Raw genomic sequence first — 12,518 nt, 5'->3', positions numbered from 1 at the left:
AGTAATTTTATTCTTGTTTTCACAAGAATGACAATTTTAAGGGGAAACTTAAAGAAAAACCTCGAACAGCTACTTTTTAATTAAAATTCTATTGTTTTCCCTAAATACATTAACATATTTCCTTCTTCTACATTCATTTTTTCTGAATATGAAGAAATGATATGAATCACACCATCATTACTTTTAACAAAGACAGGAATTGAGCCAATTTCTGAATTAAGTTTTCCTATTTTAGTAATATAATCTTCATTAGAAAGTATTTCTACCTCATTAATTTTTGGGTTATCTCTAACGACTTCACTTAAATTGATAAAATCATCAGTATGTGAAAACAATCCAACTATAGGCGTTTCCTCTGGGTTTTTCATTTCATCTGATGAAATTAAACGATAGGCACCCTGTTCCCCAAAATCTTTTGTATATTTCGACAAGGCATATTCATTAATAACAGTGCTTCCGGTTAAAGACATTAAATAACCTACATCATTTAGTTCAATGTTTTCTGACAAATCATCATCATAAACACTTGCTTCAATAGCCTCTAAACCCATGTCTTCTGCCTTTTTAATATGATTAGGATTGCTGTCTATTAGCACTACTCTTCTGTTATTTTTCTTCAAATAAGAAGCTATTAAACGTGAAGCTGGTGATGCACCAATAATTAAAATTCCGTCTGATGAGGTTAAAAACACACCAACAATTTTAGCAAAAACCCTTGCTGTTGTTGCATTCAATAAAACAGTACCTAAAACAATCATAAATACCATTGGTGTGATATATTCAGCCCCTTCTACACCTTGTTTTATTAGTTTACTTCCAAACAAAGATGCAATACCGGCAGCTACAATTCCTCTTGGCCCAACCCAACTTATAAATAACTTTTCGTTTGTTTTTAGCTTTGATTTATACGTACTTAGAAAAACTGCTAAAGGCCTAATTACAAATACAACAACTGCAAATAAAACAGCTGTTTTCCAATTATACAGTAGCATTAAATCAACTATATCTATATTTGCAGCAAGTAAGATAAATAGAATAGAAACGAGTAAAAGACTTAGGGATTCTTTAAAATACAATAACTCTTTAATGTTTTTTAATTTTCCGTTACCTAAAACCATTCCCATGACAACAACAGCTAATAAACCAGACTCATGAGCAAAAACTTCTGATTCAACAAAAACCAATAACACGGTTGATAATGAAACAACGTTTAGTAAATAATGTGGAATTAATTTTTTATTGATGACAAATGCCAATGCGTGCGCAAAGGTAAATCCGAAGGATGTTCCGAATAATAAAATCTTACCAAATTCCATCAAAGCAGTTTTTGTAAAACCACTATCTCCACCAACGCTAATAAATTCAAAAACCAAAACGGCAACTAACGCACCAATAGGATCAATTAAAATTCCTTCCCATTTTAATACGGCAGACACATCTTTTTTAAGCGGAATATTTCTAAGAATGGGTGTAATAACTGTAGGTCCGGTTACAATAATCAATCCCGCGAAAAGAAATGATATTTGCCAACTTAAATCAAATAAATAATGTGCCAATACTCCAGCACCAAAAAAGGTTACTGCAGAACCTAAAGTAATTAGTTTTGTAATTGAAGGGCCAACATTCTTAATCTCTTCTCGTTTCAGAGTCAATCCACCTTCAAAAAGTATTACACTAATTGCTAGTGAAACAAAATAATACAAACCATCACCAGGAAATAAACCTTTTTTTCCATCCCAAATTGGTTCAATCCACTTAGAACCATCTTCTGTTAAAAATTCAGCAGCAATAGGCCCTACCAATAAACCAATTAAAATTAATGGTAAAATTGCTGGAATTTTAAATTTCCATGCAACCCATTGTGCTAATATTCCTAAAATGATAATTCCTGCTAATTCTAACATACTTTAATTCTCTTAAAATTTGGTTGGGAAGTTAAAAAAAAAACAATAAAACCAGCCATGATGCTTCTATAAATTATCAGTAATTTTGTTTTCCTATTTTAGAAGATAAATTTATGTTAGGATTACAGTTTGAAACAAAAACTTCTTGGGCAGAAATTGCCAAAGATAATTTACAGCAAATATTAACAGATCATGCTTTTTTAGAGCAAAAAGCGGCGTCTAACGCCGTTTCTATCATTATCAATTATTCTGAAGAAACGAAGTTAGTACAAGCAATGAGTGAAATTGCCATCGAAGAAATGGAGCATTTTAAAATGGTGCACGATTTTATGGTAAAACGCGGAATGGTTTTAGGACGTGAACAAAAAAACGATTACGCCATTCAGTTGATGAAATTCTTCAAAAAAACGGGTGATAGAAAAGAAGCTTTGATACAACGTTTATTAATTGCTGCCTTAATTGAAGCGAGAAGTTGCGAGCGTTTTAAAGTGTTTTCAGAAAATATGGAGGACAAAGAATTGTCTAAATTCTATAAAGATTTAATGATTTCTGAAGCCAATCATTATACAGTTTTTTTAGGTTTTGCTCGTGAATATGAAGAAAGAGATATTGTTGATAAACTATGGAATTCCTTATTAGAATTTGAAGCAGAAATGATGAGAAATCGTGGAACAGAAGCCAAAGTTCACGGATAAAACAATGAACAGTGAACAGTGAACAATGGACAATTATCATTGATAACTGATAATTGGTAATTGATAACTGATAACTGACAATTGAAAGAATGTTTAGCAAAGAAGAAGCTGCCCAACTTAGAAAAGACTTTTGGATTGCATTTGGGAAATCTTTTCCTAGGAAGTGGTTGAAATACAATACACAAATAAAAGGTTTTTCGTTTAAGTTTGTTGCAGAACGCAAACAAGCAATGGTGGTGCTAGATATTGAACATCCTGATGAAACACAAAACGAATTGTTATTTGAACAACTACTATCCTTAAAAAATATTTTAACAGAAGAATATCTTTCTGAAGTAATTTTTGATCAGCAATTCCAATTAGATTCTGGTAAAATTATTCATCGTGTTTATGTAAATTATCCGAAGAAATTTAGCATTTATAACAAAAATTCTTGGCAAGGTTGTTTTGAGTTTTTTGTTGAAAACATGGAACAGTTTGAGTTGTTTTTTCATGAATACGAAGAGTATATCAAGCAAGCGATTTAATACACATTATTGACTTTGCCATTCTTGTGGAAGCAGGAATCTAAGCAAAATAAAAACTCCGATACTTTCAAGAAAACAGCTTCTTCATAAATTAGCCTGCGTTAAGGATTGTAGCGGAAATCCTTTTTATGTCAGTTCGAGAGTCGCGCCAAAGCGTGATGTATCGAGAACAAATAAAAAGATTGTAGTGCAAAGCCTGACCTTACGTAGCTTTTGCGAAGCAAGGGAACGCCCAACTTTTTATTATTTTTTCACAAAAAAAATCGCCCAAAAAGAGCGATTTTAAATTCAAATAATGTGTTGTTGTGTTATTTTATAAACTGAATGCTAAACGGGTAATTTGGAGCTTCATTATTGTTTGCTTTGAGCGCATTTATAATAGGAAAAATTAAGTAAAAAATTCCGATGACTATAAACCCAACAATTCCTAATCCTAAGAACAATACTAATGGAATGCAAATTAGCAAGTAGATAAACATGGTAATTCTAAAGTTTAAAATTGCTTTTCCGTGTGTATCCATTCCGAAAACTTCATCTTTTTTTACTAGCCATAAAATTAAAGGAACAATAAATCCGCCAATTCCAGAAACAAAGTCTAATAACTGACTTAAATGTGTTAATACGAGTAATTGTTTATTTTCTTTCATCTTGATAAATTTTAGTAGTTGATCTATTAATAAGACTCTAAAAATTATAGTTTGTTACACAATTTGAGTTTTTCAAACTAATTTAACTACGTATCTTTGTGCCATGATTCAAAACGATACAATTATTGCATTGGCCACTCCGTCTGGAGTTGGAGCTATTTCTGTGATTCGCCTTTCTGGCGAAAAATCGATTGAAATTGTGGATGCTTTTTTTAAATCTGTAAAAAAAGGAAAAACATTAAACAATCAAAGATCTCACAGTATACATTTAGGTCATATTGTTTATAATGATAATATTTTGGATGAAGTATTGGTTTCTGTTTTTAAGAATCCAAATTCGTATACAGGTGAAAATGTCATTGAAATTTCGTGTCACGGTTCTGTATTTATCCAGCAAGAAATTATACAATTGTTTTTAAAAAATGGTTGTAGAATGGCAGATAATGGTGAGTTTACCATGCGTGCTTTTTTAAACGGAAAAATGGACTTAAGTCAAGCCGAAGCTGTTGCTGATGTAATTGCTTCTAATTCGGCAGCAAGTCATCAAATGGCGATTCAGCAAATGCGTGGCGGAATTACCAATGAATTGAAAGAATTACGTGCACAACTGTTAGATTTTGCTGCGTTGATAGAATTAGAACTCGATTTTTCTGGTGAAGATGTTGAGTTTGCTGATAGAGCAAAATTTAAAGAATTGGTTGCTCAAATTACTTCGGTTTTAAAACGCTTGATTGATTCGTTTGCATTTGGAAATGCCATGAAAAACGGAATTCCGGTTGCCATTATTGGCGAACCAAATGTTGGGAAATCAACCTTGTTAAACACACTTTTAAACGAAGAAAAAGCCATTGTTTCTGAAATTGCAGGAACAACTAGAGATGCCATTGAAGATGAGTTAATTATTGATGGTGTTGCCTTTCGCTTTATAGATACTGCCGGAATTAGAGAAACGGAAGATGTTGTAGAAAATATCGGAATTAAAAAAGCCTACGAAAAAGCCGAAAATGCGCAATTAATTATTTTCTTAATTGACTCTAATAAATTTTCACATTCTAGTGATGTGTTTTTAGACGAGATTAAAACGATTAAAGAACGTTTTCCAAATAAACGTTTATTAGTTATAGCAAATAAAATTGACACTATATCTTGTCATGATTCATCAATTTTACAATCAGAAATAGCTGATTTAATTTTATTATCCGCAAAACAAAAAATCGGTATTAACGAATTAAAAACTGAATTAACTTCATTGGTTAATACAGGCGCATTAAGCAATAATGAAACTATAGTTTCTAATTCTCGTCATTTTGAAGCCTTAAATAATGCGTTGATTGCAATTAACTCTGTGCAACAAGGAATCGATTTAGAAATCTCTACAGATTTATTTTCTATTGACATTCGTGAATGTTTACGCCATTTAGGAAATATTACCGGAGAATATGATGTTGATAAAGATATACTTGGACATATTTTCTCTAACTTTTGTATTGGGAAGTAATACAAAAAAGTTTCAATTATTATAATTAAGAAAATTACCTATAGGTACATTCGGTAAATACAAGCATCTTTGTAGTGTAGCATTTTAATACAATTAAGTTCTACAATTATATTTATCCCCTTTATATTTTATCCCCTTAGAATTTATAAAAAAGCTAAACCTATCCCCTGTAAGTTTAGCTTTTTTTTATGCATACTTTTTCGAAAGGTTTTATAAGTCATTCTTTGTTAATAAAAATGTTAATGGTAAAAATTAAGAAAATTACCTATTGGTGCAGCCAACAACTTTAACCACTTTTGTAGTGTACTAATTTATACAAATTAATTATTCACATAAAATCCCCCATTATGAGAAAAATATTACTTACTTGTTTCTTGCTAATACTTTCATTATTTAGCTACGCTCAAAGCAACATCGAAATTTCTTTACAACAAGATTTAAGACTTTTCTTAGTTGGTGATCAAAAAGGAAACGATCCTTTAACAACAAACATTTTATCTAAAATTGAAGTTCCTGTTTACAATCTTCAAAAAAGTCATTTTGCAACCTATGTATCTGTTGAGTATGCTGATTTAATAGGGAAAAATTACAAAAGATATGCTATTGGTGCTGGATACGTTGTTAAAAGTATTTATAATAAAATTGGTGCTGGTATCTATTTAGATTACGGAAAAATTTACAGACAAGAAGAAGGATTTGCTAGTTTTAGTTTAAGTGGAGAACTTAATTTTAAAGTTAATGACAAATTAAAGTTTGTCTGTACACAACAACTTACAAAAAGAAAAGATTTAAAAGTGCTATATAATTCTGATAACGAATACGTAATTAGCGGGTTTGTTGGACTAAAATTTAGCTTATAACTTAAGGGAGAAGGAGAGTGATAAATGAGGTGTAGGGACCTTTTTCACTCTCCAATTTTCTTAATAAAAAACAATATAATAATTAGGGTGAAAAGGAGAATGATATTAGAGGTGTAGGGATCTCTTTTACATTCTCCTATTTTTCTTTAACAGAAACCTGTATTACTCTTCTTAAAAAATGATTTCAAAAAAAAAATAAGAATAGTTAATTGTTCAATTAAGAGAAATACCTATTTGGAATGTATACAATAGTTCCTCTTTTTATACAGTAATTATTTAAAAAAGAATTAACCACACAAGTATATCCTTTTTTTTAAAGATTATTTAAAAAAGCTAAATCTCATCCTGAGTTTAGTTTTTTTTATCTGTAATACTTTTCGAAATTTTAAAATTCTATAATTTAGAAGTAAGAAGAAATACGCTTTTAATTTAATGTTTTAAGAGTATCAATTAATTTATCAAAATCTTTTGATTTATCAAAGAAAGCAAAAGCACCATATCTTAAACATATTTGTTTTAGTTCTATACCAGTAGAAAATACAAGAACTTTTGTTTTAATTTGTTGTTCATTAATCCATTTTAGCAACTCTATACCATTACCATCAGGTAAACTTAAGTCGAGTACAACTAGCTTAAAATTTACAGTACTTAAAGTAGAAATTGCTTCCTGCAAAAATTCAGTTAAATACACCTCTTTTATACCACTAACTTCTTTGGCAGCATGAACGATATTTTCCCCTATAAAGAGATTATCTTCAACAACTAACAAGTTATTTGATTTAGAATTCAATTTTTGATGTATTTTGTTTTGTTAGACTAATAAACTAAAAGGCAAAAATATACATCTTTAACAAATTTTCATATAAGCAAATCACCTAAAAAAATACGAGTTAATCCAAATAAATAAAGACAAAACAGTATTTTCAAAAACAAGAATAAAGTCTTAAATAATTAAGGAAATTACCTATAGGTACATTCCGTAATTACAAGCATCTTTGTAGTGTAGCATTTTAATACAATTAAGTTCTACAATTATATTTATCCCCTTTATATTTTATCCCCTTAGAATTTATAAAAAAGCTAAACCTATCCCCTGTAAGTTTAGCTTTTTTTTATGCACACTTCTTTTCACCTTTTATAAGTCCTTTTATATCAATTTAATAACAGTTATTAAAATTAAGAAAATTACCTATTGGGAGGTTTTGCATTACTGCGCATCTTTGTAGTGTACTAATTTATACAAATTAATTATTACATAAAATCCCCCATTATGAGAAAAATATTTTTTACTAGCTTTCTACTTATACTTTCATTATTTAGCTACGCTCAAAGCAACATCGAAATTTCTTTACAACAAGATTTAAGACTTTTCTTAGTTGGTGATCAAAAAGGAAACGATCCTTTAACAACAAACATTTTATCTAAAATTGAAGTTCCTGTTTACAATCTTCAAAAAAGTCATTTTGCAACCTATGTATCTGTTGAGTATGCTGATTTAATAGGAAAAAATTACAAAAGATATGCTATTGGTGCTGGATACGTTGTTAAAAGTATTTATAATAAAATTGGTGCTGGTATCTATTTAGATTACGGAAAAATTTACAGACAAGAAGAAGGATTTGCTAGTTTTAGTTTAAGTGGAGAACTTAATTTTAAAGTTAATGACAAATTAAAGTTTGTTTGTACACAACAACTTACAAAAAGAAAAGATTTAAAAGTGCTATATAATTCTGATAACGAATACGTAATTAGCGGGTTTGTTGGACTAAAATTTAGCTTATAACTTAAGGGAGAAGGAGAGTGATAAATGAGGTGTAGGGACCTTTTTCACTCTCCAATTTTCTTAATAAAAAACAATATAATAATTAGGGTGAAAAGGAGAGTGTAATTAGAGGTGTAGGGCCCTTTTTATGCTCTCCATTTTTTTACAAGATTAAGTAATAACTTGTCAAGTGAGGTGTAATTTGTTAAGTGCTATCAGTTGAGTGTTTTAAGAGTATCAATTAATTTATCAAAATCTTTTGATTTATCAAAGAAAGCAAAAGCACCATATCTTAAACATATTTGTTTTAATTCAACACCTGTAGAAAACACAAGCACCTTTGTTGTCGTTTCTTTTTCTTTAAGCCATTTTAGTAACTCAATACCATTACCATCAGGCAAACTCAGATCGAGTACAATTAACTTAAAATTTACGTTGCTTAAAGTAGAAATTGCTTCCTGTAAAAACTCAGTTAAAAACACTTCTTTAATACCACTAACTTCCTTAGCTGCATGAACTATTTTTTCACCTATAAACAGGTTATCCTCCACAACTAATAAGTTGCTTAATTCTGGTTTCATATGTTTTAATTAAATTATTGTGGGGGAAGAAAATAAATAAACTAAAATAAAAGACGAAGATAGTTATTTTTTTATATTTACTACCTAAGTACAGATACGTATTTAACAAAAAGAAAAATCTTTGTCTTTACAATGAAGTTAATCCTTTTTGTATTGCATATTTTGTTAATTCTGAAATGGTGTAAATATCTATTTTTTTCATGATATTATTTCTATGTACATCAACCGTTTTTGAGCTTAAAAATAAAATTTCTCCAATTTCTTTTGAAGAATTACCTTCTGCAATTAATTGTAAAACTTCTTTTTCTCTAAAGCTCAATTCTTTTTTATCTTCTTCTTCTTCACTATTATTTAATGAAATAAGAATTTCTTGATTGATATCTTTTGATAAGTATCTTCTGTTTTCCATTACGGTAATTATGGCTGTAATTAATTCTTCTGCGTCTCCATCTTTTAATAAATAACCTAATGCCCCAGCATTAAACATTCCTTGTATAAACTGTTTACTAGAATGCATAGAAGCACCAATAATTCTTATTTCTGGGTGGTTTTTATGAATTTGACTTGCAGCCTCTATTCCATTTAAACCAGCCATTGCAACATCCATTACAACAACATTTGGTTGTAGTTTTGAACATTTTTTAATTGCTTCTCTACCATTAGATGCTTCTCCAATTATATGCATATCAGCTCTCTGTTCTATAATGTTTTTTAATCCATCACGAAGCAGTTTATGATCATCAACTAATAATATTCTAATTTCTTCCATAGTTAAGTTATTGGGTTAAAGGAACAACAATTTTTGCAGTTGTGCCAACATTTATTTCTGATAAAATAGAAAACTCACCTTGTATATTTCGGATACGCTCTTTAATTGTAAACAATCCAAGTCCTGATCCTAAATCTGATTCTTTGTTGTGATGTTTCCTGTTTAGTGTAGTGATATCAAAACCAACTCCATTGTCTCTAATACTTATTTGAATCTCAGAATCGGTTTTATCAATAGTTAAATTTATTGATGAGGCTTTTGCATATTTTATTGAATTCATGACTACCTCTTGAATGCTTCTATACAATAAAATTGCTTTTACATCACTAAGTTTAATGTGAATTACATTACAGTTCAGCTCACACTTAATCTTGTGCGTAGTTTCTATATTGTCAAGTAACCAATTTAATGCATCTATAATTCCTAGTTGATATAGTACAGGTGGAGAAAGCTCATAGGTTATTTTACGACTATTTTCTAAAGCTTCAGAAATATGTTTTTCTATAAATAACAAATCTTTACCAACCTTTTTAAATACTGGGTTCCTTTTCAATTCATTAATTCTCATTTTAGAAATCACTAAAGACTGACTTAAATGATCGTGTATATTCGTGGCTATTTCTTTTTTTTGTTTTTCTTCTATTAAAGTAATTTCTGTTGTTAATTTTTGAAGTAAAGCTTGGTTTTCTTGAATTTCTTGCTTTGCTAAAACCCAAGGTGTAATGTCTCTACTTGAAGAAACATATGAAACTATTTCATTATCCTTAGTAATAGAGGTTGCTAAAGTTTCTAGCCATATAAAATGTCCTTTTTTATGGCGAATTCTAAAAACAAAAGCCTCGGCATCAACATCTTTAAATACTCTTTCTTCAATAGCTTTTTTTAGAGGTAGGACATCCTCTTTATAAATTAACTCAAAAATTGGTTTACCTAGAAGTTCAGACCTATTATAGCCTAATAAATCTTTTATAGAAGGACTTAGGTAGACCAAAGTACTATCTGTTTCGTGCAAACAAATTAAATCGTTTGCATTATCAGCTAATAAACGATACATTTTTTCAGTTTCATCTATTTGAGCCATTATTTTTTTTGGTTCTGTTATATCTTGTACCACACCTTTTCTTCCAATAATTTTATTTTGCGCATCATACAAGGGTTCTCCTATGTTACGTATCCAACGTTTTTCTTTTTTTAAATTGGTCATTTCTAAATCAATATCAAAAGGAACTCCATTATTGGTAAGGTTTGACATTGCTTTTAAAAGTTTCTTTTTTGATTTTTCCTCAAAAACACTAAGAATAACATTAAGCTCTGGTACGCCGTCTTTTGGATTTACTCCATAAATTTTATAAATAGGTTCTGACCAAATGTTTGTATTTGTTTGCATATCGTATCCCCAGTAACCAATATTTGCCATTCTACCAGCTTCTTTTAACAGGTATTCATTTTCTTTTACTAAGTTTAAAGAAGCTTCTAGTTTGTTTTTAGACAATTCTAATTCTAATTGTGCTTTTTTAGAATCTGTGATATTTTGCAGAACTCCTCTTCTACCAACAACTTCATTTTTTTCATTAAATACAGGTTGAACTACATTTCGTATCCAAATTTCTTCATTTTTTAAATTGACTATTCTAAACTCAAGATCATAAGAATCACCCTTTTCAATAAGTCTTGTATTTGCCTCCATTAATTTTTGTTGAGACTTTTTATCAAAAACTTTTACAATTTTTTGTTGTAACGGTGGATCTTGCTTTGGGTCTGCTCCGTAAATATGATAAATATACTCTGACCATGTAACTGTATCGTTTAATTGATCATATTCCCAATACCCAATTTTCGCTAATTTACTCGCCTCTTTTAGTGAAATGTCTTTTTTTTCTGCCAATTCTAAAGAAGCTTCAAGTTTGTTTTTAGAAAGTTCTAATTCTAGTTGTACATTTTTAGAATCTGTAATATTTTGCATCACACCTATTCTTCCTATTACTTTTTCGTCTTCATTAAAAATAGGCTTAGCGATAACATGTATCCAAATATATTCTTGATTAAAATTAATTAGTTCTAATTCTAAATCAAAAGGAATGTTTTTAGTTTCCAAGTTTACAACAGCTAACAATAACTTCTCTTTAGATTTACTAGTAAATAGGTTATTAACCTCTTGTTCCGGAGGAATTTCTGTGCCTTTTTCTAGACCAAAAATGGCATACATTTCATCAGACCAATAATATTCATCTGCTTCTGTAAGCAATTCGTAAGCTCCTATTTTAGCTAACTTTCCAGCTTCTTTTAACAGAATTTCACTCCGCTTAACTACAGCTAAAGATTCTTCTAAATCTATTTTAGATTGTTCTAATTTATCCTGATTATTTTTAGATTTGGTAATATCTTTTACGATTCCTCTCCTGCCGATTATTTCATTATTTTCTCCGTAGATGGGTTTTCCTATTACTCTCGCCCACACTGTTGGCCTTTCTCTGAGTTCTATTTCGAGTACTACATCAAATGGAGTCCCTTTTTCCATGCACTCATTCACCACTTTATTTAAAAGAATTTTCGACTGTTCTTTAAAAGATTTTCTCACTATTTCAAAAGGATATTCTTCTTCGATAGGAATATTAAAAATGCGGTACATCTCCTCAGAAAGATTGATGTTGTCTTTTTTAGAATTTATTTCATAAACACCAATTTTTGCCATCACATTGGCTTCTTTCAATAAAAATTCATTTAAAGCAACTTTCTGTAAAGAATCTTTTATTTCTTCTTGAGATTTTTCAAGTTCTTTCTGATAATTTTTCAACAAAGTAATGTCGTCAATGGTAATACAAATTCTGTATGGCTTTTTATTTCCTCTCTTAAACTCAGGAATGCAATTAATTTTTAACCAAGTATACACATTGGTCTTAGGGCTTAAATAACCAACAATTACATTACTAACTACTTTTTTTGTTAGAATTGCGTTTTTAACTGGATGCTCACGAAGTGCTATTGGAGTTAAATTTTCATCAACTAATTTTGATGATAAATCATAAACAGATTTTTCAATCACCTTTGCTTTGGTTACATTAAAAATATCTAGACAAGCCTTGTTTAACGCAAAAATCACACCATCATTTGTGGTATAGATTACACCATGAAGTGTGTTATTAAATAAATTATAATACCTTGTTTTATTGTTAATATATTTTTCTATGATAGCATCTCTTTTTTTAAGTATTAAAAACAAAACAATCGCTGTTAAGAAAATAAAGGCAATACCTTTATATGATTGTATCTCGTCA

At 29.6% G+C, this 12,518-nt stretch carries 11 protein-coding genes; 5 read left to right on the top strand and 6 right to left on the bottom strand.

The window, feature by feature from the left end; genetic code table 11:
• Positions 1-80: 80 nt before the first annotated feature.
• Positions 81-1,904: a cation:proton antiporter gene (locus ACEWL1_RS06965; RefSeq protein ID WP_409232573.1), complete on the bottom strand. Its 1,824-nt coding sequence runs from the start codon at positions 1,902-1,904 to the stop codon at positions 81-83.
• 113 nt (positions 1,905-2,017) lie between these two features.
• On the opposite strand from ACEWL1_RS06965, the gene miaE reads away from it, so the two are divergent.
• On the top strand, positions 2,018-2,599 hold the full coding sequence (miaE, locus tag ACEWL1_RS06960) for a tRNA-(ms[2]io[6]A)-hydroxylase (protein WP_409232572.1): 582 nt from the start codon (positions 2,018-2,020) through the stop codon (positions 2,597-2,599).
• An 89-nt stretch (positions 2,600-2,688) separates the two neighbouring features.
• Positions 2,689-3,126 carry a DUF4268 domain-containing protein gene (locus ACEWL1_RS06955; RefSeq protein ID WP_409232571.1) on the top strand — a complete coding sequence of 146 codons (438 nt, stop codon included), beginning with the start codon at positions 2,689-2,691 and terminating at the stop codon, positions 3,124-3,126.
• Positions 3,127-3,434: 308 nt separating this feature from the next.
• Here ACEWL1_RS06955 and ACEWL1_RS06950 read toward each other — a convergent pair whose 3' ends face one another.
• The gene (locus ACEWL1_RS06950; protein WP_409232570.1) at positions 3,435-3,773 is read right to left on the bottom strand and encodes a DUF4870 domain-containing protein; all 339 of its coding nucleotides are present in this window, start codon (positions 3,771-3,773) and stop codon (positions 3,435-3,437) included.
• Between the two features lie 103 nt (positions 3,774-3,876).
• Between ACEWL1_RS06950 and mnmE the strand changes: the two genes are divergently transcribed.
• Positions 3,877-5,271 carry a tRNA uridine-5-carboxymethylaminomethyl(34) synthesis GTPase MnmE gene (gene mnmE, locus ACEWL1_RS06945; protein ID WP_409232569.1) on the top strand — a complete coding sequence of 465 codons (1,395 nt, stop codon included), beginning with the start codon at positions 3,877-3,879 and terminating at the stop codon, positions 5,269-5,271.
• A 347-nt stretch (positions 5,272-5,618) separates the two neighbouring features.
• Positions 5,619-6,131: a hypothetical protein gene (locus ACEWL1_RS06940; RefSeq protein WP_409232568.1), complete on the top strand. Its 513-nt coding sequence runs from the start codon at positions 5,619-5,621 to the stop codon at positions 6,129-6,131.
• A gap of 424 nt (positions 6,132-6,555) precedes the next feature.
• Here ACEWL1_RS06940 and ACEWL1_RS06935 read toward each other — a convergent pair whose 3' ends face one another.
• The gene (locus tag ACEWL1_RS06935) at positions 6,556-6,921 is read right to left on the bottom strand and encodes a response regulator (RefSeq protein WP_409232567.1); all 366 of its coding nucleotides are present in this window, start codon (positions 6,919-6,921) and stop codon (positions 6,556-6,558) included.
• Positions 6,922-7,401: 480 nt separating this feature from the next.
• Between ACEWL1_RS06935 and ACEWL1_RS06930 the strand changes: the two genes are divergently transcribed.
• Positions 7,402-7,914, top strand: a complete 513-nt coding sequence (locus ACEWL1_RS06930; protein ID WP_409232566.1) for a hypothetical protein — start codon at positions 7,402-7,404, stop codon at positions 7,912-7,914.
• 194 nt (positions 7,915-8,108) lie between these two features.
• On the opposite strand, the gene ACEWL1_RS06925 is transcribed toward ACEWL1_RS06930, so the two are convergent.
• The 3 genes from ACEWL1_RS06925 to ACEWL1_RS06915 form a co-directional block, all read right to left on the bottom strand.
• Complete coding sequence (locus ACEWL1_RS06925) at positions 8,109-8,474, bottom strand: response regulator (protein WP_409232565.1); 366 nt, start codon at positions 8,472-8,474, stop codon at positions 8,109-8,111.
• A gap of 127 nt (positions 8,475-8,601) precedes the next feature.
• Complete coding sequence (locus ACEWL1_RS06920) at positions 8,602-9,243, bottom strand: response regulator (RefSeq protein ID WP_409232564.1); 642 nt, start codon at positions 9,241-9,243, stop codon at positions 8,602-8,604.
• A gap of 7 nt (positions 9,244-9,250) precedes the next feature.
• Positions 9,251-12,463, bottom strand: coding sequence for a sensor histidine kinase (locus ACEWL1_RS06915; protein WP_409232563.1), 3,213 nt, complete (start codon positions 12,461-12,463; stop codon positions 9,251-9,253).
• Positions 12,464-12,518 lie beyond the last annotated feature (55 nt).

Origin of the sequence: Polaribacter gochangensis, assembly GCF_046224025.1 — a bacterium.
Classification (GTDB): Bacteria; Bacteroidota; Bacteroidia; order Flavobacteriales; family Flavobacteriaceae; genus Polaribacter; species Polaribacter gochangensis.
Note: the sequence above shows the minus strand (reverse complement) of the source record. Positions and strands in the feature narration are given on the sequence as shown.